The organism is Stutzerimonas stutzeri, assembly GCF_018138085.1.
GTDB classification, from domain to species: Bacteria; Pseudomonadota; Gammaproteobacteria; order Pseudomonadales; family Pseudomonadaceae; genus Stutzerimonas; species Stutzerimonas stutzeri_AI.
Map to the genome: position 1 here is coordinate 4,352,084 of NZ_CP073105.1, position 23,498 is coordinate 4,375,581.

Below are 23,498 nucleotides of genomic sequence, written 5' to 3' on the forward strand. Positions count from 1 at the left end.
GCCGCGCATTCTACAGCAGCCTTGTGTCTCGTCAAGCTGTTTTTGAAGAAGTTTTTCTTTCTTCTCAACCGCTTGCGCTTCCGATCAACCTGGCGTCTCTCGTCAGCGGGAGGCGAATCATACAGCGTTCAAAACCGCTGTCAACCACCTCTTTTACCGCCTCCGATCAACCCGACCGAAGCTGCCAACAGCGCTCAACCACCACCCCGTCAGCCCGGCGCATTCTACTCGAATTTGCCGTCCGTGCAAGCCCTTATTTTCGCTAACTTCTTGATTTACAAGAGGTTTCGCCTAAGGCCTGCGCCGGAGAAGGTGCGCATTATAGGGGCTATGATTATTACGTCAACGGTTGTTTCATCTTTCTCTAGGGAAATCGCACCTATATATATAGGCAGGGATACTCAGTGGCGAGGAGCCGTCTCGCCAGGCCGCCTGCGGCAACTCAGACATACGACAGCCGGACCAAAATTCGGAACCTAAGTTCACCGACAGCTCATCTCCAAAAGCCAACCACTCCTCAGTTTGGACACCCACCCAGCCCCGTCGGCCGTCACTACGCCCTAGTTGTAAACTGCTTCACAGTCGACCTGTGCTTTGCTGCTTAGCATTCGCCCCTCGTTGGACGTGCAGGTATGGCACGTCGCAAGTCGTTGCGCATGAAGCGCCCCTGCTGCAGCAATGCATAAGAGCAGGCTTTAGTTGAGTCATGGAATGACGTTTTCTAGCAAGCTAGCCGCCCAGATTATGGCGGTAGCAAAAACTCCAATCACAGCGACCTCCTTCGCAGGCGATGATATTCGCTACGCTGCCGAGTACGAGGTCTTGGAGCAGGAGTTAGCCAAAGCAGCATCGCTGCATGCCGCCGGCACCGTCGACTGGGAAGCCGTACGCGAGGGTAGCGAAAGCCTGCTAATCACCCAGACGAAGGACTTGCGCATTGCTGCGTGGCTGACCTGGGGCCTTTACCAACGCGATTCGTTCCTCGGACTGCATGCCGGCCTCGCCATGCTAGGCTTTCTCTGCCGCGACCATTGGGAAGACATCCATCCCCGCAAGAACCGCACCCGTGCGGCGGCGATCAGCTGGTTGGTGCCGCGCATGGAGCAGGTGCTGGCTGACCATGTGCCGATGGGCGAACAGCTTCCTCTGTTCGAGCAGATTACGCTCGAGCTGCGTGGCCTCAAGGCCTCTCTTGCCAAACACCTCGGAGCACAGGCGCCGCTTCTTTTACCTCTATGCCGTCGTCTGGAAGACATGGTCAAGCGCGCTGGTGCCGCCCATCCGCAGCCCGGCCCTGTTGGTGCGGCCATCGCCCAGGTCAAGCAGGCAGCGGCACAAGTGTTCACCGCAACCACCCCGGTCGAGCACGAGAAGGAGGCGCACAAGAGCTTGCGCAGTCTGCAGGACCAGGGCCGCCCTTTATGCAGTTGGTGGCTCAAGCAGAAAGCCACGGATCTCAAGCCATTGCGCTTGGCCCGTACGTTGCTATGGCTGTCAATCGACAGCCTACCGGAACGCAACGCCGAACAAATCACCGCCCTGCGCGGCGTTCCGGCAGACAAACTCGCCAGCTATCGCGAACGCTTCGCCCAAGGACTCTATGCCGACCTTCTAGCGGATCTGGAAGCCAGCATCACGCGCGCGCCCTTCTGGCTCGATGGGCAGCGCCTGGCCTGGGAATGCCTGAGCGAACTTGACGCCGAACAGGCGATGCGTGAGGTGGAAATCCAGCTTGCGTTGTTCCTGCAGCGCATGCCGGGCCTCGACGAGTTGCGTTTCCATGACGGCGTTCCCTTCGCCGACGCTGAAACCCGCGCCTGGATCAGCGCCAGGGTGATGCCGCACCTACAACCGGCACAGCCACCAAGCGAAGCGCTTAACAACCAGGGCGGCACGACGCCCGCCTGGGAAGAGGCCCTGCAGGAAGTTCTGCCACACCTGCGCAAAGACGGCCTCAAGAGCGCAGTGCAAAAGCTCAAGCTCGGGCTTAACCAGGCACGAGGCGGGCGTGAACGTTTCTTCTGGCAGCTGACCCTCGCCCGGCTGTGCTTCCAAGCCAAGAAATACGATCTGGCCAAGACCCAACTCGAATCGCTCGATCAGACGCTGCAGGCCTCCGGCCTCGGCGACTGGGAACCCGATCTCGCCCTTGAGGTGCTGCGCCTGTTGCATAGCTGTTGTGAGCTGCTGCCGCAGAACCACGCCGTGCGTGAAAGCAAGGATGAGATTTACCGCAGGCTGTGCCACCTCGATCTCGAAGTGGTACTCGATTAGGCCCCCGGGCCGTAAACGCAAAGGAGAAGACCCATGGCCAAAGAAGGCTCGGTAGCCCCCAAAGAACGCATCAATGTCACCTTCAAGCCAGCCACCGGCGGCGCTCAGGAAGAACTGGAGCTGCCATTGAAGTTGATGGTGCTCGGTGACTTCACCCAGCGCGCCGACGATCGCAAGATCGAGGACCGCAAGCCGATCTCCATCGATAAAAACAGCTTCGACGAGGTCCTGGCCAAGCAGGAGCTGAACCTCACCTTCTCAGTACCGAACCGTTTGCAGAACCAGCCCACCGATGAAGAGCTGGGCGTGCAGCTGAACATCAACTCGATGAAAGACTTCAACCCGGCCAACCTGGTCGATCAAGTTCCGGAACTGAAAAAGCTGATGGAACTGCGCGACGCTCTGGTCGCCCTGAAAGGCCCGCTGGGTAACGCTCCAGCCTTCCGCAAAGCGATCGAAAGCGTTCTTGCTGACGACGACTCGCGCGACCGCGTACTCGGTGAGCTGGGCCTCGCCGCGAAAGAACAACTGGACGCCTGAATCATCCGACAAGGAAAGCCAACACAATGAGCACTAGCGCAGCAGCCGTCGAAAGCGGCAACAACCTCGCCGAGATCGGCATCCTCGACCGCATCATCGCCGAAACTAAATTGACGCCCGATGACGAGGCCTATGACATCGCCAAGCGCGGCGTATCGGCCTTCATCGAAGAGCTTCTGAAGCCACAGAACGAGCACGAGCCGGTCAAGAAGGCGATGGTCGACCGCATGATTGCGGAAATCGACGCCAAGCTCAGCCGTCAGATGGACGAGATCCTCCATCACCAGCAGTTCCAGGCGCTGGAATCCTCCTGGCGCGGCCTCAAGCTGCTGGTCGATCGCACCAATTTCCGCGAGAACATCAAGCTCGAAGTGCTCAACGCCTCCAAGCAGGATCTGCTCGACGACTTCGAGGACAGCCCGGAAGTGGTCCAGTCCGGCCTGTACAAGCACATCTATACCGCCGAGTACGGCCAGTTCGGCGGTCAGCCGGTCGGCGCCCTGATCGCCAACTACTTCTTCGATCCGAGCGCACCGGACATCAAGACGATGCAATACGTCGCCTCGGTCGCCAGCATGTCCCACGCGCCCTTCATCGCCGCGGCTGGCCCGAAGTTCTTCGGTCTGGAAAGCTTCACCGGCCTGCCGGACCTCAAGGACCTCAAGGATCATTTCGAAGGCCCCCAGTTCGCCAAATGGCAAAGCTTCCGCGAGCAGGAAGACGCCCGTTACGTCGGCCTGACCGTTCCACGCTTCCTGCTACGTAACCCCTATGATCCTGAAGACAACCCGGTCAAATCCTTCGTCTACAAGGAAAACGTCGCCAACAGCCACGAGCATTACCTGTGGGGCAACACCGCCTACACCTTCGCCAGCCGTCTGACCGACAGCTTCGCCAAGTTCCGCTGGTGCCCGAACATCATCGGCCCGCAGAGCGGTGGCGCGGTGGAAGACCTCCCCCTGCACCACTTCGAGAGCATGGGCGAAATCGAAACCAAAATCCCGACCGAAGTTCTTGTTTCCGACCGCCGTGAATACGAGCTGGCCGAAGAAGGCTTTATCGCCCTGACCATGCGCAAGGGCAGTGACAACGCTGCGTTCTTCTCGGCCAACTCGGCGCAGAAGCCGAAGTTCTTCGGCAACAGCGAAGAAGGCAAGAACGCCGAGCTCAACTACAAGCTCGGCACTCAGCTGCCCTACCTGTTCATCGTCAACCGCCTGGCGCACTACCTCAAGGTGCTGCAGCGCGAGCAGATCGGCGCCTGGAAAGAGCGCACCGACCTGGAACTGGAGCTGAACAAGTGGATCCGCCAGTACGTGGCAGACCAAGAGAACCCAAGCTCCGAAGTCCGTAGCCGTCGTCCGCTGCGCGCCGCCCAAGTAGTGGTCAGCGATGTCGATGGTGAGCCGGGCTGGTACCGCGTCAGCCTGAACGTCCGCCCACACTTCAAGTACATGGGTGCCGATTTCACCCTGTCGCTGGTTGGCAAGCTGGACAAGGAGTGAGGTTCTGCCCATGAACAAGACACACCGGCGTTGCAGCCCAGAAGCGCGCCAGGCAAGACGCGAGCTCCGTGGTTTGGTGACCCCAAACGAGGGGCGAGCAACGCAGCATAGCGCGCTTCTGGGCGCCCCCCTTCGGGACGCGCGCGTTTTTGCGCATTGCTGCGTCACGCCGAGCTCGTGGGCAGGCAGCACACGTCGCTCGCCCTCCCTGGCTCTGCGCGAAAACGCGCAGCGTCGCCACCGTGTTTTGTTCGTGGGAAGAACCTGAGATGGCCTACGGCAGCCTTTTCGAGCGCCTCGGTGGTGACACCGACAAGCGCGCCGGCTGGAGTCGCGAAGTCGCGGCGATGGCTTCGGTGGCTGCCCATCTGGCCAAAATGCTCAGCACCCGGGCGGGCAGCGTGCAAACGTTGCCTGACTACGGGTTGCCCGATCTGAACGACATGCGCCTGTCGCTGCACGACTCGCTGCAACAGGCGCGTATCGCCATCGAACGTTTCATCGAAGCGTTCGAACCCCGCTTGAGCCAGGTCCGGGTGATATCGCTACCCCGCGACCACGACCCGCTAAGCCTGTCGTTTGCCATCGAAGGCCTGCTAGAAGTCGACGGCTTCAGGCGGCATGTGAGTTTTTCCGCGAGCCTGGATGGCAGCGGACAAGTGAAAGTCCACTAAGGAGAGCCTGATGTCCGGTAAACCCGCAGCCCGCCTGGGCGACCCCACCGATTGCCCGAAAAAAGGCCACGGCACCAACCCGATAGCAGCCGGCTCTCCCGACGTCCTGTTCGACGGCATGCCCGCCGCGCGCATGGGCGACCCGACCTCCTGTGGCAGCGCGCTGGTCAGCGCGACTATCCCCACGGTTCTCATCAACGGCAAACCGGCCACTACGGTCGGTACCACCGGAGATCACGGCAATCCGGTGACCGCAGGGTCCGGGACGGTAGTAATCGGTACGAGCGGCGGTGGGGCGTTCTGACAAATGAACATTTTTGCACGCCTCCTAAAGAAGAAAGCTTCTGCTCAGCGAGAGCTGGGTCCAGAAGTCGATATCAAGCTCAAGCCACTGCGGCCTTTTTACCCTCCTCGCAGGCTGTTCATTCCTGAAGCTATGCGCCGTTACCCGAGAGTCGTCTCTCTAGCAGCCAACGGCTTGGGTGCTTATTCACTGGATGCGCATGTCACCGCCGACATAATTTCCAGCGTGCAGCGGCAGATTGAAAAGTTTGGTTTTCTGGGACGCCTTCAGACCGGCTGCTTCCAGACCCACCTTCAGGATCAAGAGGCGATATCGCTGCAAGCAGAGCCGCTCGGCGGTGGATTCACCCTTCTGCTGGTGAGCAACAGCATTGACCTGCTTGAAGCGCTGCCCGACTTATCGCCTCCCGCGCCATGGCAAGCGTTTCCCGGAGTCGATGCAAGGGGCCTGGGCAGCCGAGAAGGCAGCCTCGACTACTGGTGGCGGCATTACTGGTGGCCTTATTGGCAGTCTCTGACTCAGGTGCAGCGCAACGAATGGCTGCACGATGCCGCTCATCCCGAAGATTGGCGTAGCTATGTGAGATTGCAGGACGCATCTGCCGACAACGACACGGAGTCTCCAGCCTGATGTCCTTCAACCACTACTACCAGAGTGAACTCACCGCCCTGCGCCAGCTCGGTAAACGCTTTTCCGAACGCAGCCCGGCGTTGGCGCCGTTTCTGGGCCAAGCGGGGCGTGACCCGGATGTCGAGCGGCTGCTGGAAGGTTTCGCCTTTCTCACGGGACGACTGCGGCAGAAGCTCGACGACGAGTTGCCGGAACTGACCCACTCGCTGATGCACCTGTTGTGGCCGAACTACATGCGCCCGCTGCCGGCGTTCAGCATGTTGCAATTCGACGCGGTCAGACGGCCAGGGCCAGCGCTCATCGTGCCGCGCAACACGCCGGTCGAATCGAAGCCGATCCAAGGCGTGACCTGTCGGTTTCGCACCGCCTACGCCACCGAGGTGCTGCCGCTGGCGCTCGACGGGCTGGATTATTCGGTCAAGGGGGGTGGCGCCCTGCTCAGCTTGCGCCTGCAGATGACGGCCGACGGTCATCTCGGCGAGTTGAACCTGAAGCAGCTGCGCCTTCATCTGGCAGGCGAGCGCTACATCAGCCAGATGCTCTACCTGAGCCTGCTGCGCAATGTCGCTGGCGTGCAGCTGGTGGCATTGGATGCCAATGGCAAACCTTTCACCGACAGCTTCGGCGTAACCCTGCCCTCACTTCCTATCGACCCGTCAAAGCTGCAACCGGTGGGCTTTGCCGAAGACCAGGCATTGATTCCTTATCCGCTCAACACCTTTAGAGGCTATCGCTATCTGCAGGAGTACTTCGCCTTTCAAGAAAAATTCCTGTTCGTCGACCTGCTCGGCCTCGATGCGCTCAAACGTCTTCCGCAAGACGTACTCGAGCAGGCCCGCGGCTTCGAGCTGCGCTTCGACATTCACAAGGCGGGCGTGCAGCGCATCCGGCCAACCCTGGACAACGTGCGCCTGTACTGCACACCGGTGGTCAACCTGTTCGAGCACGACGCCATCCCGATTCGCCTAGACGGCAAGCAGGACCAGTATCTGCTGCTGCCGTCCGAGCTCGATAGCAGCCAGTGCGGCGTGTTCTCGGTTGACCGTGTAACCGGTTGGAAGCCCGGCGGCATGGGCTATGAAGAATATGTGCCGTTCGAGTCCTTCGAGCACGACCCGAGTTTCGACGTCCCGGTGGCGCGCGCCCATTACAGCGTGCGCCAGCAGCCGTCGATGTTGGGCGATGGCCTGGAGACCTACCTCAGCTTCGGCCTGCGCAACCTCGACCAACACGAGACGCTGTCCATCGAGCTGACGTGCACCAATCAGAACCTGCCGCGTCAGCTGCGTCTGGGCGATATCTGTCTTCCCAGCGAAGACACCCCGGAGTTTCTTACTTTCCGCAACATCAGCCCGGTCACGCCCAGCTACGCGCCACCGTTGCACCGTGACTTCCTCTGGAAGTTGATCAGCAATATGTCGTTGAACTACCTGTCGCTGGCCAACGTCGAGGCGCTCAAGGTCATCCTCGAAACCTACGACTTGCCGCGCTACTACGACCAGCACGCCGAGAAGGTCAGCAAGCGATTGCTGGGCGGGCTCAAGCAGATCGGGCACCAGCACGTTGATCGACTGCACCGCGGCCTGCCGGTGCGCGGCGTGCGTACCGAGCTGTTGATGGACCCCGAAGGTTATCTGGGTGAGGGAGACCTGTTTCTCTTCGCCTCGATACTTAATGAATTCTTTGCGCTGTACGCCAGCCTCAACTCGTATCACGAGCTGCGCGTCAGGAGCACACAGGGAGAGGTGTATCAATGGACGCCGCGCATGGGGCAGCAGCCCCTGCTCTAAACCGGATCAGCCGGGGCATCCGCGAGTACAGCCTGTTCCAGGGTGTGCTGCTGGTGATGGACCGCCTGAAAGCCGCGCATCCCGAGCTGGACGAAGAGGCGCTTTACGAACATCTGGAGTTCCAGGCCAACCCGAGCCTGGGCTTTCCGGGCAGCGATGTCGATCGGGTCGAGTTTTTTCAGGAGCACGGCGAGCTGCGCGCTCGTTTGCGCATCAATCTGGTCAGCCTGTTTGGCGCCGGGTCGCCGCTGCCGGCGTTCTACGGCGAGCAGGCCCTGGGCGACAGCGCCGAGGGTAACCCGACACGCGAGTTTCTCGACCTGTTCAACAACCGCTTGCAGCGCCTGATGCTGCCGATCTGGCAGAAGTACCGCTACCGCGCGCGCTTCACTAGCGGTGCGCGTGACCCGCTGTCCGAACAGCTGTTCGCCCTGATCGGCCTGGGCAGTGAACAGATTCGCGCTGCCTCCGAGCTCAACTGGAAGCGCCTGTTGCCTTACTTAGGCCTGCTCAGCCTGAGGGCACATTCGGCAGCATTGATCGAGTCGGTGCTGCGCTACTACTTCAAGCACGCCGACCTGCGCATCGAGCAGTGCCTGGAGCGCCAGGTCGAGATTCTCGCCGAGCAACAAAACCACCTCGGCCTCGCTAATAGCCAACTGGGCGAAAGCCTGGTGCTGGGCGAACGGGTGCGCGATCGCGGCGGCAAATTCCGTATCCACATCCGCCAGCTCAGCTGGGACCGTTTCCACGAGTTCTTGCCCGTGGGCAACGGCTACCAACCGCTCTGCGCACTGGTTCGCTTCACCCTGCGCGACCCGCTCGACTACGACATTCGCCTGGAGCTGCGTCGCGAGGAAATCCGCGACCTGCGCATCGGCGCGGAAAACCCCTGCCGCCTTGGCTGGACCAGCTGGCTCGGCAGCGAACGCGCCGACGGTATGGTCACCCTGGGTAGCCGGACTCATTAAGGAAGATGAAATGATCAACGTAGACCTTCAACAACTGGTCCAGGCGCTGGATGCCGAGACCAAGCGGGACCTGGAAGCGGCCGCCGAGCGCTGCGTCGTTCGTGGCGGCAGCAAGATTCTTGTCGAGGACTTGCTGCTGGGCTTGCTGGAGCGTCCCGAAGGTTTGCTGGTACGTGCGCTGCAGGACGCTGATGTCGACGCGGGAACGCTCGCCCAGGCACTGCAACCACGTGGCGAGCATAGCGAATCGCGCAACCCGGTGTTTTCCGCAGAGCTGGTGCAGTGGCTGCAGGACGCCCTGTTGGTCGGCAATCTCGAACTCGGTCAGAGCCAGATCGATCAGGCCGCGTTGATCCTCGCGCTGCTGCGCAATCCGATGCGCTACGCCGGCAGCCATTACCAGCCGCTGCTGGCGCGCCTGAACGCTGAACGGCTGCGCGAGTTCGCCTTGGCGCAGCAGCCGCAGACCGCGCCGGGCAAGGTAGCGCCAGCGGGCGAGTCCAACCTGTCGCGCTTTACCCACAACTTCACCCAGCAGGCGCGCGACGGCAAGCTCGACCCGGTGCTATGCCGCGATGCGGCGATCCGCCAGATGATCGACATCCTCGCGCGCCGTCGCAAGAGCAACCCGATCGTGGTTGGCGAAGCGGGTGTCGGCAAAACGGCGATCGTCGAAGGCCTGGCGCTGCGAATCGCCAATGGCGAAGTTCCGGACGCGCTCAAAGGCGTCGAGCTGCTGTGCCTGGACCTCGGACTGTTGCAGGCGGGTGCCAGTGTCAAAGGCGAATTCGAACGCCGCCTGCAAGGCGCGATCGATGAAGTCAAAGCGTCGCCCAAGCCGATCATCCTATTCATCGATGAAGCCCACACCCTGATCGGCGCCGGTGGCCAGGCCGGCAGCGGCGATGCCGCCAACCTGCTCAAGCCGGCACTGGCCCGTGGCGAGCTGCGCACCATCGCCGCCACCACCTGGAGCGAATACAAGAAGTACTTCGAAAAGGACCCAGCCCTTGCTCGTCGCTTCCAGCCCGTCCAGCTGCACGAACCCACCGTCGACGAAGCGGTGACCATCCTGCGCGGACTCGCACCGGTGTATGAAAAGAGCCACGGCATCTACCTGCGCGACGACGCCGTGGTGGCTGCTGCCGAGCTGTCGGCCCGCTACCTCGCCGGGCGTCAACTGCCAGACAAGGCCGTGGACGTGTTGGATACCGCCTGCGCCCGGGTACGCATCAGTCTCGCCGCCGCGCCCGAAGCGCTGGAGCGCTTGCGCGGCGAGATCGCTGAAGGCGAGCGCCAGGAACTCGCACTGCGCCGCGACCTCGATGCTGGCCTGTACATCGACACTGAAATACTGGACCGCCTGGAGACCCGCCTCGCGGCTGCACGAGCCGAACTCGAGCAACTGGAAACCCGCTGGTCCGTGCAGCGCACATTGGCCGAGCGCCTGCTGGAGCTTCGCAAGCAGTGCGCTGCCGCACGCCAGGCGCCTACCGAATCCGCAGAAGCGCACCTGGATCTCGATCAGCTTGAAGCCGAACTCCGGGACCTCCAGGTCGAGCTTGCCAGTGCGCAGGCCGCCGAACGATTGGTGAGCTTCGAGGTTTGCCCACGCCTGGTGGCCGAAGTCATCAGCCACTGGACCGGCGTGCCGCTCTCTCAGTTGGCGCGCGAGCACAACAGCAAGGTGCTCAGCTTTGCCACTGATCTGCGCCAGCGTGTGCGCGGTCAGGAACAAGCCATCGAAGCGCTGGACCGCTCGATGCGTGCCACGGCCGCCGGGCTGAACAAACCCGACGCGCCGGTCGGCGTTTTCCTGCTGGTCGGCCCAAGCGGCGTCGGCAAAACCGAAACCGCGCTGGCCCTGGCCGACCTGCTCTATGGCGGCGAGCGTTTCCTCACCACCATCAACATGTCCGAGTTCCAGGAAAAGCACACCGTGTCCCGCCTGATTGGCGCGCCACCGGGCTACGTAGGTTACGGCGAAGGCGGCATGCTGACCGAGGCCGTTAGGCAGAAGCCGTACTCGGTTGTGCTGCTCGATGAAGTCGAAAAGGCCGATCCGGAGGTGATGAACGTCTTCTATCAGATCTTCGACAAGGGTGTGGCTAATGACGGCGAAGGACGGGAGATCAACTTCCGCAACACCCTGATCCTGATGACCAGCAACCTTGCCAGTGACCGAATCGCCCACCTGTGCCAGAGCGGCCAACGACCGGCAACCGAAGACCTGGAGCTGGCCATCCGCCCGGCACTGACCCAGCACTTCAAACCTGCATTGCTCGCCCGTATGCGCGTGGTGCCCTATTACCCGATCCAGGGTGACGTTCTCAACGAATTGGTGGCACTCAAACTGTCGCGGTTTGGCGAGCGCCTGGCGCGGCGCCAGCTGCAGTTCAGTCACTGCAAGGCACTGGTGGAACACCTGGCCGAACGCTGCACCCACAGCGACAGCGGTGCACGCCTGATCGATCACCTGATCGACCAGCATTTGCAACCACAGGTCGTCGATCGCCTTCTCGAAGCCATGGCAGGTGGCGAGACACTGCAACGCGTACACGCAACCCTCGACGGCAACGGGGCGGTGGTCTGTGAGTTCGCTTAAGGTCCCGCCAGTGCTCACCGAGCATTCTTTGTCTGCCGATGCGCTACTGGAGCGCCTCGCCGAGTTGGCTTGGGCGACTGATACAAGCAGGTGGCTGGACGGGATGGTACAAATGGCGGCGCAACTGGCTAGCTGCCCCCTCGCCCAGCTTTACTTGCTGGATGCGACCCACACACGTCTGACCCTGTCCGCCGAATGGTTCGAAGGCTCGCGGCGACACGAGACAGCAAGCCTGCCCAGCGACTATCGGGACGAACAGCTGCTGCAGTACTGCCTCAGCCAGAATCGCCAGCTGAGCATTGCCCTGCTGGATACCAGCCTGCATCAGACCGGCTTCCTCCCCGAGTCGCCGCGCCCCTGGCGCAGCCTGCTGTGCCTGCCGCTGGAGGATGCAGAAGGTCATGCCGTCGGGCTGATGGTGGCAGCCAGTACCGCCAGCCAGGACCTCGCCACCGCAGCCCAAACCTTGACCAACCTTGGCCGTTTCGGCCTCGGCCAGGCCTCCCTGCTCAATAGACTGCACGGCGCAGTGCAGCCTGCTCCTGCGCAAATCGCCGCGCCGCGCCCTTGCGCCAGCGGATATGGGCTGATCGGTGACAGCTCGCGCATGCGCACGGTCTATGGGCTGATCGGCAAGGTCTTGCACAACCCGGTCAGTGTGCTGCTGACGGGCGAAACCGGCACCGGCAAGGAGCTTGTGGCCCGAGCCATTCACGAATGTGGCTCGCGGCGCAGCGAGGCGTTCATCGTGCAGAACTGCGCGGCCCTGCCCGAACACCTGCTCGAAAGCGAGCTGTTCGGCTACCGCAAGGGCGCCTTTACCGGCGCCGATCGCGACCATGAGGGCCTGTTCGACGCTGCCGACGGCGGCACCTTGTTCCTCGATGAAATCGGCGACATGCCGCTGACCCTGCAAGCCAAGCTGCTGCGCGTCCTGCAGGAAGGCGAGGTTCGGCCGCTTGGCAGCACACGCACGCACAAAGTCGATGTGCGCATCGTCGCCGCCACCCATCAGGACTTGCACAAGCGTGTCGAGGAGGGTCGCTTTCGTGAGGACCTGTATTACCGCCTGTCCATCTTTCCGATCGAATTGCCACCGCTGCGCGACCGCGATCAGGACGTCCTTCGTCTAGCCCGCCATTTCGCCGACAAAGCCTGCGGCTTTCTGCAGCGCGATACCGTGCGCTGGTCGGACGCAGCGCTCGAACAACTGGCCGATTATGCGTTTCCCGGCAACGTGCGCGAGCTCAAAGGGCTGGTCGAACGCGCTGTGCTCCTGTGCGACGGTAGCGAACTATTGCCGGAACATTTCAGCCTGCGCACCGTGGAGAACGAACTGGATAGCACGCTGAACCTGCGGGCACGGCTCGAGCGGGTCGAGCGCAATCTGTTGATCGACTGCCTGCGCAAGAACGGCGGTAACCAGAGCCAGGCAGCTCGAGAGCTCGGGCTGCCACGACGCACCCTGCTCTATCGCATGGAACGCCTGGGTGTGCACGCCAGCAACCTCTGACTCAAGAAGATGAGCATGAATTTTCAACGCTACATCCGGGCAACGATTGCTCTGGCCGGCTTTGTAATAGCGGCAATAGATAGGGCGGTGCTACCGCTTGATCTGATCAACATCGCAAACGCTCCGGCTGATTGCCGGTAGCCTCACGCTTTGCCCTGAAGTGCCTCATGGAAGCGCTCCGAACAAGGATTTCATATGTTCAACCCGGCCAACGACACCCATTTCAGTCTCGCCATCGAAGGCGTCGAGCACGACCTGCAGGTTCTCGAATTCAAGGGGCGGGAGGCGCTCTCGCAGCCCTTCGCCTTTGAGCTCGAACTGGTTAGCGACCGGCCTGATCTGGACCTGGAAAGCCTGCTGCATCAGCGTGCTTTCCTTGCGCTCTCACCGGCCGGTAACGGCATCCATGGTCTGGTCCATCGCGTCGCTCAGGGCGACTCGGGCAAGCGGCTGACGCGCTATCAGATCACCCTGCGCCCGCAGCTGGCCTACTTGGCACATCGCACCAACCAGCGCATCTTTCAGCACCTCACGGTGGAGAGGATCATCGCCCAGGTGCTCGAGGAGCACGGCATCCAGGCCGATGCCTTTCGCTTCGGGCTCGGTTCGGCGTACCCCGAGCGCGACTATTGCGTGCAATACGACGAGACCGACCTGCATTTCATTCAGCGCCTGTGCGAGGAAGAAGGCATTCACTATCACTTCCAGCACAGCGCCTCGGGTCATGTGCTGGTCTTCGGCGATGACCAGACAGGGTTCCCCAAGCTCGCACCGGTCGTTTATCAGCAGGATTCAGGTCTGGTCGCGGACACACCGGTAATCAAGCGTTTCGACCTGCGCATGGAAACCCGCACCAGCCGTGTCACCCGCCGCGACTACGACTTCGAGAAACCGCGGCTGGCCATTGAAGCCGCCTTCCAGAGCGAGTTCCAGCCAGACCTGGAAGACTACGACTACCCCGGCCGATTCACCGAACGCGCACGCGGCAAGCATCTGTCGCAACGCGCCCTGGAACGCCACCGTAGCGACTATGAACTGGCCCGAGGCGAGAGCGATCAACCCCTGTTGGTCACCGGTCACTTCCTCGCCCTGAGCGGGCATCCCCGCAGTGACTGGAACCAGCTCTGGCTACTCAACGAAATCCTCCACAAGGGTAAACAGCCGCAGGTGTTGGAGGAGTCTGTCTCGCAACCGGCGAATAACGCGGTCTTCGCGCAGGGCTACCGCAACCACTTCACCGCCACGCCCTGGAGCATCCCTTACCGCCCTGCCCTGAAGCATCCCAAGCCAAAGGTGCTTGGTAGCCAAACTGCCGTGGTCACCGGCCCACTAGGTGAAGAAATTCACTGTGACGAATACGGCCGCGTACGGGTGCAGTTCCACTGGGATCGCGAAGGCCAGGCCGACGACAAGACCAGTTGCTGGCTACGCGTCTCCTCGAGCTGGGCCGGCGACCGCTACGGTGGCATCGCCATTCCCCGGGTGGGCATGGAAGTACTGGTCACCTTCCTCGAAGGCGATCCCGACCAGCCGCTGGTCACTGGCTGCCTGTACCACAAGGAGCATGTCGTCCCCTACGACCTGCCAATGAACAAGACCCGTACCGTCTTCAAGACGCTGAGCTCCCCGGGCGGTGGCGGCTACAACGAACTGCGCATCGAAGACCGCAAGGGTGCCGAGCAGATCTATATCCACGCCCAGCGCGACTGGGACGAGAACATCGAGCACGACCAGAAGATCCGCGTCGGACACGAGCGGCACGACACAGTGGAAGCCAACAGCTACAGCGAGTTCAAAGCCGAGGAACACCGCACCACCCATGCCGACCGCAAATCCGACGTTCGCGCCAACGACCACCTCACCGTCGTTAACAACCAGCATGTGAAGGTCGGCACCGGGCAGTTCGTCGAAGCCGGCAACGAAATTCACCACTACGCCGGCAGCAAAGTCGTCATCGACGCGGGAATGGAGCTCACCGCATCAGGTGGCGGCAGCTTTCTTAAACTCGATCCAAGTGGTGTTACGTTGAACGGTGCGACCATCAAGATCAACTCAGGCGGATCGCCGGGCAAAGGCTCGGGGCTGAATATTCTGGCACCGGTAATTCCCTGGGCGGCGGATCAGGACAAGGCCGGCGCCAAACCGAAACTCGCGCTGGCCAATACGCAACTGCAACTGGCACGCAAAGCCCGTCAGATCGGCGCCAGCCGCTGCCCGATTTGTGAAGCGTGCAGGGCGGGAATATGTGAAATAGGAGCGGGCCGATGAGTGACAGGGTTGAACACTGGCTCAGCGAGCAACAAGCCCAGCGCCGGCACCTGCTGCTCGTTATCGATAGCCTCGCAGAGCCCGCTCCGCTGCCTCGTTTGTTCTCAGCGGATCTGGTGCATAGCTACGCCAACCTCTATCAGGGCACCGAGGTCGACGAGATGGCTGGCATCGGCCCCTGGCTGATATTGCTGAACGAGCTGAATCTCACGCAGCTACGTTCGTTGACCGATGCACCAGAGCAGAACTGGGGTTGGCTCACCAGCGCTGAACATGCCGAGATGCCTGCGCTCACCCAACACTGGCAAGCCCGTATGTTTGCCGACGAACAAGGCCAGCGGTCGCTCTATCGATTCCAGGACAACCGCATCGTCGCGCGTCACCTTGGCGAGATGGACGCGTCACAACGCCCGCTGCTGCTTGGTCCACTGACCAGCGCGCTCTGCTGGGATGGTCAAGAATGGCAGTGTTTCGACAATGAGCGGCCGGATGAGTACCCGGAACCGTTCGACAAAACGTGGCTATCCATTGCAGAGCCTGAACAGGTGCAGCGCGCTGTAGCGCGCCACAACCTGGAGCTGTGGCTATGGGAGAACCATACACAGGCGACCACTCGGCTCGCCGAGACCCAGGTGCTGGGCGAGTGGCTGGACCATCAACTCGACAAAGCACTGGAGTGGAACTGGCACAGCGACCCGCAACTGCACTTTTTACTCCGTTACCAGCTCGACCCCGCGCTGGCCGATCATCCGGCCTGGCTTCCAGCCGAGCGGGAAACACCGGAAGTCCACTATTCGCGAGTCAGCTCAGTGCTGACTTCAAGCTCTTCTGCACGGACCTGATCAGATGCCTCCTCATACCTTTATGCGCAACTGCCTCCGGCGCGCTCATGCATGGCCGGCACTGTTCGGCCTCGTGCTCAGCGGTTGCAGCGCGCTCGGCTCGGTCGGCGCCGATACCTTCACGCTGGAAGGCGAACTACCTACCGACTTCTCATTAAGGGCTCAGGCGCACTACGGCGGTTCCGACGGTTGCAGTGGGCGCGGCCATGTGGAGACCTTTAAAAAGGAGTACGACAAGGTGCCGCATGGTTATCAGTTCGAGATTCCAGTTAGTTATCGCGATGGTCTTTGTGAGCTGCAGTTAGTGAGGGTCGGACTGTTCATCTACGGCCGCTACGGAAAAAAAGATTGGCAACAAACTTACGATAACGGGGAGCTAGTGGTTGTAGAAGAACTCCCCCCAAACGTCCAGCCCTCTCAAGCAAACGGACCTCTACCTAAATTAGCTCAATGTTCATGGCTATTCCAGATAAGCAAGCTGGAGCTAGAAGTATCTAAAATGCTGGACTGCAAAGGCGCTGGGACATATTTGTTACGCAACAATCTTCCACAAAAAAACATAAGGCTCAGCTTCCAACTAAGCGGTGATGACAGGCCTTATATGAGGAACTACTGGAAAAAAACTGCGACAGGCTGGAAGCCATGCACCGGACGCTGGGGAACAAGATTCGAAGAGCTTTGTACAACCCCTCCCCAATTTCGCACCTTCATGATGGAAGGCCGTAAATGCACGGTCTATCCAAACTGCACGGAGTGACTAACGGATGAGTAACGCAGCCTCGCAAACCGTACTCCAATGCCCAACACGCTTGGCATGGATAAGCTTTCGTTTGGTCGACGAGCATGGAAACGGCAAAACCTACTCTGGATTGACCTGCAGGGTTACGGACAGCCACGGGCTCGATTACTCCGCGACGCTAGATGAAGACGGCTATGCACGTGTTGCTAATCTTCACAGCGGCGCCTTGGTTGTATCTTTTCCCAACGATTACACCGGCAACGACCCATGGTATTCCGGCCTATACAACAGGGAGTATTTCCCAACTCCTCTCTCGGCCCTTCAAGTTTCAGCGGAACAATCACCAGCAGGGCCTAGGCGCATTGATGGACAAACCTACCTAGCGCAAGGACGCGCAGCGAGGGAGGATGCTTATTTCATACGGGCGGAAGTAAGCGACCTCGTAAAGAGCAAGGGCCACCTTCCAACACCAGACGAAACATGGACAACACAGTCTGCAATAAAACAGAACGCAGGCTCAGCAGCCGACCAACCTGGTGTTGCTCTTGGTTGTAACAGGCATCATGTCATTGAGATAAAAGCGCTACGTGCGTATAGCCCGTTGTTTTCCCGCAGCGCTGATTTCTGCGCCCTGAATGCCTATCACCTTGCGGTCATGAGCGCCTTCATCTACGCGCCATTCAGTACATCCAAAAATCCTTACGCCTCAGCACCACCACCCTATTCCGCGCTTGGCAGCATCGGGTACGTACTTCAGAACCAACTAGGACGCCGAATTCGGCCAACGCAATTCAACACCGCGTTGCCCTATCACCTGCTTTGTGAAGAGGTGCCGTACTCGAAACGTCTCGAAATCATGCCTTACGATCCGGCGCGCTATGAAAAAGAAGCCCAAGAGGGCTGGCAAAATCCTGAAGATGTGCATTTTCTTCACGACACGGATAACGAAACGAATACAAATACCCAAGCCTTCATCACCCATAACGACAAGGTCGTCCTGATCTCGATACGTGGAACGCAGGAACTTCTGGCCGACGCCAGTCGAGACGCAGATGCTCGGCAAGTGCCTTACGCCGAGGGCGAAGGTCAAGCTCACCGAGGTTTTTATAGAGGCTTCCAAGCAGCGAAGCCGTTCATAGAGCGTTACCTGAATGCTTTTTATACCGGCGAACAAACGCTAGTCATCTGCGGCCACAGCCTGGGCGGCGCCATTGCGCTCCTGCTGGCCGAATGGCTACGTCGCAAGCCCACCAAACCGAACATCGTCCTATACACCTTCGGCGCCCCACGCGCAGGCGACGCGGCTTTTGTCAAAGCCGCTCAACCCCTTACGCACCACCGCATCGTCAATCACAACGATCCGGTTCCCGCGCTTCCACTGCCATGGATGGACGCCGAATGGAAGCTGGCGCTTCCCGGCGCGGCATTGGCGTACAGTTCACCGGTCATTGGCTCTGCACTGCTGCTGGCGGGGCTCGTCAATCTCCAGGGCGACCCCTATGAGCATCACGGGGAGCAATGGCATTTCATGCCACGCAAGCCCGGAACAGGCAGCGAGACCGCAGTTCTGTGGCAGCCGGGTTGTCCATCGATTAATCAGCAGACCTGCGCGCGCTACGTTGGCCAGATCGGCCTGGATGGGGATATGCCCAACCGTTTCGCGCTCGCGGCCGCGCACCATCTGAGCGACAGCGGCTACGCGCGAGCAGCACTGACAAACCTGCTGCGTTGGAACGCCAGCGTCGAAGAGCGAAACGGAAGGCTCTTCACTGAAGCTGAGATTCGCGACATCTACGCCCAGCTGCTAAGCACGGCCCAGCTATTGGAGAGCTGGCAAGCGCGCTCATTCAATGAATTCCGCTGGGAAATCAGGCGCAGGGGTGAGATGCGTTTCTACGGCAAAAGCGATCTGGAACTACGCGCTATCTATTCCGATGCGGTCGAACAGGGGGAACGTGTTCGAGCTGAACAGAGCCCGGCACTCACGCGAGCTCAGCAGCGTTTACTGACCCAGGCGGAGCGCCTCGTCACTCCACGCAGCGTGTTCGGCGAACACTCGGAACGAGCAGATATTGCCGAGCTGGTAGCGCAATGGCGCGCCATCAACGACAACCGGGTCGCAGAGCGGCTTGCCGCTATCGATAGAAAAGGGTCATCGCACTTTCTCGGGAAAAGCGATCTTGATGTCCAGGAAAAAGCAGTCTGAGTCCCGAACCATAACCAAGCGGCGAACGCCGCCAGGCATGATGGAACTGCCTCGGCTTCCAGGCGGCGCTTTTCGGACGTCCTGAGTCTGTGCCAGGGCAGGCCGGTTGCCGGCTCATCGGTAGCAGCAGGGGGTTGGTTCGTCTGGCGGCTGCCAAGACCCACTTCCCTGCCTGTCAATCCGCTCTTCCCCAATCCCGCGAGCGTCCTGTCTTTTCGTGACACCAATACCCTTTACGAGACCTCGAAAAGCGCTGATCCGCATCAGCCCGGCGTGACCGGTGCGCGACTAGACTTACGTCCAATGTGCCCTGAAAGTCCCACCGCCCACCATTGGGCGCAAAAAATGGAAGCGACCGATGAGCAAAGCCGATGCTTTTGCCGAGGCAGGCAAGACCGCTGTGCTGCAGAACATCCATGGCACCATGGAATTCCTGCGCAAGTATCCGCCGTTCAACCAAATGGAGCCGGGGCACCTGGCCTATCTGGTGGAAAACTGCCAACTGCGCTTCTACAGCGAAGGCGATTGCATCATTTCGCCGGATGACGGCGTGGTCGAGCACTTCTATATCGTCAAGCAGGGCCGGGTACACGGCCAGCGCCCGCACACCAGCAAGCGCGGCACCGAAACCACCTTCGAAGTCATCGTCGGCGAGTGCTTCCCGATGGCCGCACTGATGGGCGAGCGCGCCACTCGCACCGGTCACTTTGCTGCCGAAGACACCTTTTGCTATCTGCTGAACAAGCCGGCCTTCGTCAAGCTGGTTTCCAAATCCGCCGCGTTCCGTGACTTCGCCATGCGCGGCGTCAGCAGCCTGCTCGATCTGGTCAACCAGCAGGCACAGATGCGTGCGGTGGAGAACCTCGGCGCCCAGTATTCACTGGAGACGCGTATCGGCGAACTGGCCCTGCACCATCCGGTGTCCTGCTTGCCGTCGATGCCATTGGCCGAAGCGGTCACCCTGATGCACGGAAACAACGTCGGCAGCGTGGTGATCACCGATGCGGAGCTGCACCCGCAGGGCATCTTCACGCTGCGCGACCTGCGCCGGGTGATCGGCACCGGTACAACCGACCTGTCAGCCCCGATCGCCGGATTCATGACTCAGGACCCGTTCCATCTGCCGCCGGATGCCACCGCTTTCGATGCCGCGATCGCCATGACCGAACGGCATATCGCCCATGTCTGTGTCGTCGAAGACGGTCTGCTGCGCGGCGTGATTTCCGAGCGCGACCTGTTCTCACTCCAGCGCGTCGACCTGGTGCACCTGGCCCAGGCCATTTCCCACGCCGACAGCGTCGAGACGCTGGTAATCATCCGCGGCCGCATTCTGCAGCTGGTCGACAACATGCTCGCCCACGGCGCGTCCTCGACGCAGATCACCCACATCATCACGCTGCTCAACGACCACACCGTCTGTCGGGTGATCGAGCTGGCGATCGAAGCGCTCGGCGATCCGGGGATCGCGTTCACCTGGCTGTGCTTCGGCAGCGAAGGGCGTCGGGAGCAGACCCTGCACACCGACCAGGACAACGGCATCCTGTTCGAAGCCAGCGATGCCGCCGAAGCCGCGCATATCCGCGGGCGGCTGCTGCCGTTTGCCGAGCGCATCAACCGGGACCTCGACACCTGCGGCTTCACTCTGTGCAAAGGCAACATCATGGCCAGCAATCCGCAGCTGTGCCTGTCTCGTCAGGAATGGCAGCGCCGTTTCGGTTCGTTCATTCGCGAATCGACCCCGGAAAATCTGCTCAGCAGCAGCATCTTCTTCGACCTGCGCGCGGTTTGGGGGCCGAGCGAAGGCTGCGAGCAGTTGCGCCGCGGCATGCTCGAGGAAATCGGCGAGAATCGCCTGTTCCAGCGCATGCTGGCCGAAAATGCGCTGCGGCATCGCCCCCCGGTGGGGCGGTTTCGCGATTTCGTGGTCACCCGCAAGGGCGAGGGCAAGGCGACCCTGGATCTGAAGGTGCAGGGCCTCACGCCCTTCGTCGACGGTGCCCGCCTGCTAGCGCTGGGTCACGGCATCGCGACCTGCAACACCCTCGACCGACTGCGGCAACTTGTGGAACGCGAGGTGATCGACGAAAAGGATGGCGCGGCCTATGAAGAGGCCTACCATTTCATCCAGCAGACGCGCATGCAGCAACATCAGCAGCAGGCGCGCGACGGTCGGCCGTATTCCAACCGGCTGGACCCCGATAACCTCAATCATCTGGATCGCCGCATCCTTCGTGAGTCCTTTCGTCAGGCCCAGCGCCTGCAAAGCAGCCTGGCGGTTCGCTATCAGTTATGAATATGCCCTGGTTCAGACGACGCGGTCCGCTCCTCAGCCTGGAACAACTGCAGCGACGCGAGCAATTGCTTGCACCTGCGGCGCTGGACCAGTGCCCGTTGCAGGCGCAACGCATGGTGGTGCTCGATCTGGAAACCAGCGGCCTGGACATGCGCCGAGATATCGTCCTGTCCATCGGCGCCGTGGTCATCGAACAGGGTGCGATCGATCTCGGCCACCAGTTCGAATCGACGTTGTTGCGCCCGGCCCAGAAGCTCAGCGAAAGCGTTCTCATCCATGGCATCGCGCCGAGCGTGCTGGAAGCCGGCGAGGAGCCGGCCGAAGCGCTACTGGATTTCATGGAGTTCGTCGGCGACAGCCCGATCCTGGCATTTCACGCCAGCTTCGACCAACGCATGTTGGCCCGGGCGCTGAAGCAGGCGCTCGGCTACAAGCTGCGCCACCCGTTCATCGATGTCGCCGAGCTTGCACCGATGCTCTGCCCGGACAGCCGGCCAAGACAGAACTGTCTCGATGACTGGTGCACCCATTTCGGCCTGCAGGTACTGCAACGTCATCATGCCAGCGCCGATGCGCTGGTGACTGCCGAGCTGGCGCTGATTCTCTTCAGCAAAGCGCGCCGCCAAGGCCTGGGCAGCCTGGAAGCGGTAAGCCTGCGGCTGACCAACTGGCGCAAGCGGCAACAGGCTCAGTTCATGTAACTGCGTCTGCAGGGATTCTGGATCAACGACGCAATATCTTCGTTGCACCGACGCGGGCAACTTGCGATCATGTGCGAATAGTTCTCGTTACAGGCCGTATTCGCGGCCTTGGAGCATTCGCTTGTCGGCTGGGTCGACTCATCAACAGCTCGTGGGCTCGCTATATCGCGATCATCGCGAATGGCTATTGAGCTGGCTGCGCCGCCACCAGCCGTGCCCTCATCGCGCCGAGGACCTGAGCCAGGACACTTTTGTACGATTGCTCAAGCGCAACGACCTGAGCAACCTGCGTGAGCCACGCACCTTGCTGGCGACGATCGCTCGCGGTCTTCTGATTGATCATTTTCGCCGTAGCACGTTAGAGCGTGCCTACCTTGATGAGCTGGCACTGCAACCTGAAGAGCTGCAACCCGGCGCCGAAGAGCAGCTACAAGTGCTCCAGGCACTGCGTGAAGTGAACCGGATGCTCGGCGAGCTCTCGGCCAATGCGCGTGTAGCCTTCATCTACAACCGCCTGGACGGTTTGACCCACGCCGAAATCGCGTCGCGCCTCGGCGTATCCGTTCCACGTGTACGTCAGTATCTCGCCCAGGCCCTGCGCCAGTGCTATATCGCCGTTTACGGTGAGCCGAAATGAGCCTGGACCGGCAGCCGGTATCGGCCCGCGTACTCGATGAAGCCATTGCCTGGCAGCTGCGTCTTGGCGACGGTGAAGCGAGCGCCAAGTTAAAAGGGGAGCTGCAGCACTGGCTGAATGAAAGTGCCGAGCACGCCAAAGCCTGGGCGCAGTTGGGCAACATCGATCGGCAAATGGGCGGCATCAACTCGCCCTCTGCGCGCCGGGCACTGCAGATCAGTGCGACGTCCCAACGACGGCGCGCCACCGGCCGCGCCTTTCTCGGTCTGGTCTTGCTGTGCACGCTGAGCGTGGGAATGGCATTGCGATCACAGTCGCTGCCGGTGTGGTTAGCCGACGAGCGCACCGGCGCTGGGGAACAGCAAACCGTTACCCTGGCTGACAACAGCCGCATCCAACTGAATAGCCGCAGTGCACTGGACATTCGCTTCGATCAGCAAGAGCGCCGACTGTTTCTGCACAGCGGTGAGGTGCTTGTTGAAACCGCACCGGGTAGCGATCCGAGACCCTTTATCGTCGAAACCGAACAAGGCGATCTGCGCGCGCTCGGCACGCGGTTCATCGTTCGGCGAGAGGGTGATGCGACCCGCCTGATCGTTCTCCGGTCCGCCGTGGCCGCGCTTCCGGGCAGCCTCCAGGCGGGTCGTACCGTACGGGCTGGCGAGCAGGTAGTGATGCACCGTGACCATCTTGACGACAATCAGAAAGCACCGGTCGCCGCAGACGCCTGGAGTCGGGGCATGCTGGTCGTCGAGGACCTGCCGCTGAGCGAGCTGCTGGAGAAGCTGGGCGAATATCGACACGGTTATCTCAGCCTCGACCCGAGCCTCGAATCCCTGCGCATCAGCGGCAGCTTTCCGCTGAATGACACCGACCGTGCGTTGGCAGCCCTGCCACCCAGCCTACCGGTACAGATCGAGCGGCACACCGATTGGTGGGTCAAGGTGGTACCGGCGCAACCCGTCAGCCATGCGGGCAAGTAACTGCAGCGCGCACCGCGGCGGCG

The 23,498-nt window shown here is 61.0% G+C and carries 18 protein-coding genes; all 18 read left to right on the forward strand.

What is annotated here, in order from left to right; translation table 11 throughout:
- Positions 1-711: 711 nt before the first annotated feature.
- The 18 genes from tssA to KCX70_RS20070 all read left to right on the forward strand — a co-directional run bounded on the left by tssA (position 712) and on the right by KCX70_RS20070 (position 23,475).
- Positions 712-2,274 (forward strand): type VI secretion system protein TssA, encoded by a 1,563-nt coding sequence (tssA, locus tag KCX70_RS19985; protein ID WP_212618592.1) that lies wholly within the window; start codon positions 712-714, stop codon positions 2,272-2,274.
- Between the two features lie 33 nt (positions 2,275-2,307).
- On the forward strand, positions 2,308-2,814 hold the full coding sequence (tssB, locus tag KCX70_RS19990) for a type VI secretion system contractile sheath small subunit (protein WP_212618593.1): 507 nt from the start codon (positions 2,308-2,310) through the stop codon (positions 2,812-2,814).
- Positions 2,815-2,840: 26 nt separating this feature from the next.
- Positions 2,841-4,319, forward strand: coding sequence for a type VI secretion system contractile sheath large subunit (tssC, locus tag KCX70_RS19995; RefSeq protein WP_102846906.1), 1,479 nt, complete (start codon positions 2,841-2,843; stop codon positions 4,317-4,319).
- Positions 4,320-4,588: 269 nt separating this feature from the next.
- Positions 4,589-4,993: a type VI secretion system baseplate subunit TssE gene (gene tssE / locus KCX70_RS20000; RefSeq protein WP_021205955.1), complete on the forward strand. Its 405-nt coding sequence runs from the start codon at positions 4,589-4,591 to the stop codon at positions 4,991-4,993.
- Between the two features lie 10 nt (positions 4,994-5,003).
- Positions 5,004-5,297 (forward strand): PAAR domain-containing protein, encoded by a 294-nt coding sequence (locus tag KCX70_RS20005; protein ID WP_392602829.1) that lies wholly within the window; start codon positions 5,004-5,006, stop codon positions 5,295-5,297.
- Positions 5,298-5,300: 3 nt separating this feature from the next.
- Positions 5,301-5,927, forward strand: a complete 627-nt coding sequence (locus KCX70_RS20010; protein WP_212618594.1) for a hypothetical protein — start codon at positions 5,301-5,303, stop codon at positions 5,925-5,927.
- The gene (tssF, locus tag KCX70_RS20015; protein ID WP_212618595.1) at positions 5,927-7,717 is read left to right on the forward strand and encodes a type VI secretion system baseplate subunit TssF; all 1,791 of its coding nucleotides are present in this window, start codon (positions 5,927-5,929) and stop codon (positions 7,715-7,717) included. The genes KCX70_RS20010 and tssF overlap by 1 nt, the downstream gene beginning before the upstream one ends.
- A complete protein-coding gene (tssG, locus tag KCX70_RS20020) occupies positions 7,681-8,688 on the forward strand; it encodes a type VI secretion system baseplate subunit TssG (protein ID WP_212618596.1) in 1,008 nt (335 codons plus the stop codon). The genes tssF and tssG overlap by 37 nt, the downstream gene beginning before the upstream one ends.
- Before the next feature lie 10 nt (positions 8,689-8,698).
- A complete protein-coding gene (gene tssH / locus KCX70_RS20025) occupies positions 8,699-11,293 on the forward strand; it encodes a type VI secretion system ATPase TssH (RefSeq protein WP_212618597.1) in 2,595 nt (864 codons plus the stop codon).
- Between the two features lie 10 nt (positions 11,294-11,303).
- On the forward strand, positions 11,304-12,806 hold the full coding sequence (locus KCX70_RS20030) for a sigma-54 interaction domain-containing protein (RefSeq protein ID WP_212620394.1): 1,503 nt from the start codon (positions 11,304-11,306) through the stop codon (positions 12,804-12,806).
- A gap of 195 nt (positions 12,807-13,001) precedes the next feature.
- Complete coding sequence (locus tag KCX70_RS20035; RefSeq protein ID WP_212618598.1) at positions 13,002-15,074, forward strand: type VI secretion system tip protein VgrG; 2,073 nt, start codon at positions 13,002-13,004, stop codon at positions 15,072-15,074.
- Positions 15,071-15,916, forward strand: a complete 846-nt coding sequence (locus KCX70_RS20040; protein ID WP_212618599.1) for a DUF4123 domain-containing protein — start codon at positions 15,071-15,073, stop codon at positions 15,914-15,916. Before KCX70_RS20035 ends, KCX70_RS20040 begins: the two co-directional genes overlap by 4 nt.
- A 4-nt stretch (positions 15,917-15,920) precedes the next feature.
- Positions 15,921-16,673 (forward strand): hypothetical protein, encoded by a 753-nt coding sequence (locus tag KCX70_RS20045; protein ID WP_249121672.1) that lies wholly within the window; start codon positions 15,921-15,923, stop codon positions 16,671-16,673.
- Between the two features lie 7 nt (positions 16,674-16,680).
- On the forward strand, positions 16,681-18,861 hold the full coding sequence (locus KCX70_RS20050) for a lipase family protein (protein ID WP_249121673.1): 2,181 nt from the start codon (positions 16,681-16,683) through the stop codon (positions 18,859-18,861).
- A gap of 358 nt (positions 18,862-19,219) precedes the next feature.
- Positions 19,220-21,154, forward strand: a complete 1,935-nt coding sequence (locus tag KCX70_RS20055; protein WP_102852415.1) for a putative nucleotidyltransferase substrate binding domain-containing protein — start codon at positions 19,220-19,222, stop codon at positions 21,152-21,154.
- Entirely contained in the window at positions 21,151-21,855 is a 705-nt protein-coding gene (locus KCX70_RS20060) for a 3'-5' exonuclease (RefSeq protein WP_212618600.1), read from the forward strand. Before KCX70_RS20055 ends, KCX70_RS20060 begins: the two co-directional genes overlap by 4 nt.
- Positions 21,856-21,976: 121 nt before the next feature.
- The gene (locus tag KCX70_RS20065; RefSeq protein WP_212618601.1) at positions 21,977-22,492 is read left to right on the forward strand and encodes an RNA polymerase sigma factor; all 516 of its coding nucleotides are present in this window, start codon (positions 21,977-21,979) and stop codon (positions 22,490-22,492) included.
- Positions 22,489-23,475 carry a FecR domain-containing protein gene (locus tag KCX70_RS20070; protein WP_212618602.1) on the forward strand — a complete coding sequence of 329 codons (987 nt, stop codon included), beginning with the start codon at positions 22,489-22,491 and terminating at the stop codon, positions 23,473-23,475. The genes KCX70_RS20065 and KCX70_RS20070 overlap by 4 nt, the downstream gene beginning before the upstream one ends.
- Positions 23,476-23,498 lie beyond the last annotated feature (23 nt).

Bases quoted from the DNA above. Each gene is read 5' to 3' on its own strand.
- tssA (WP_212618592.1), top strand. From the start codon at position 712: ATGACGTTTTCTAGCAAGCTAGCCGCCCAGATTATGGCGGTAGCAAAA.
- tssB (WP_212618593.1), top strand. From the start codon at position 2,308: ATGGCCAAAGAAGGCTCGGTAGCCCCCAAAGAACGCATCAATGTCACC.
- tssC (WP_102846906.1), top strand. From the start codon at position 2,841: ATGAGCACTAGCGCAGCAGCCGTCGAAAGCGGCAACAACCTCGCCGAG.
- tssE (WP_021205955.1), top strand. From the start codon at position 4,589: ATGGCCTACGGCAGCCTTTTCGAGCGCCTCGGTGGTGACACCGACAAG.
- KCX70_RS20005 (WP_392602829.1), top strand. From the start codon at position 5,004: ATGTCCGGTAAACCCGCAGCCCGCCTGGGCGACCCCACCGATTGCCCG.
- KCX70_RS20010 (WP_212618594.1), top strand. From the start codon at position 5,301: ATGAACATTTTTGCACGCCTCCTAAAGAAGAAAGCTTCTGCTCAGCGA.
- tssF (WP_212618595.1), top strand. From the start codon at position 5,927: ATGTCCTTCAACCACTACTACCAGAGTGAACTCACCGCCCTGCGCCAG.
- tssG (WP_212618596.1), top strand. From the start codon at position 7,681: ATGGACGCCGCGCATGGGGCAGCAGCCCCTGCTCTAAACCGGATCAGC.
- tssH (WP_212618597.1), top strand. From the start codon at position 8,699: ATGATCAACGTAGACCTTCAACAACTGGTCCAGGCGCTGGATGCCGAG.
- KCX70_RS20035 (WP_212618598.1), top strand. From the start codon at position 13,002: ATGTTCAACCCGGCCAACGACACCCATTTCAGTCTCGCCATCGAAGGC.
- KCX70_RS20040 (WP_212618599.1), top strand. From the start codon at position 15,071: ATGAGTGACAGGGTTGAACACTGGCTCAGCGAGCAACAAGCCCAGCGC.
- KCX70_RS20045 (WP_249121672.1), top strand. From the start codon at position 15,921: ATGCCTCCTCATACCTTTATGCGCAACTGCCTCCGGCGCGCTCATGCA.
- KCX70_RS20050 (WP_249121673.1), top strand. From the start codon at position 16,681: ATGAGTAACGCAGCCTCGCAAACCGTACTCCAATGCCCAACACGCTTG.
- KCX70_RS20055 (WP_102852415.1), top strand. From the start codon at position 19,220: ATGAGCAAAGCCGATGCTTTTGCCGAGGCAGGCAAGACCGCTGTGCTG.
- KCX70_RS20060 (WP_212618600.1), top strand. From the start codon at position 21,151: ATGAATATGCCCTGGTTCAGACGACGCGGTCCGCTCCTCAGCCTGGAA.
- KCX70_RS20070 (WP_212618602.1), top strand. From the start codon at position 22,489: ATGAGCCTGGACCGGCAGCCGGTATCGGCCCGCGTACTCGATGAAGCC.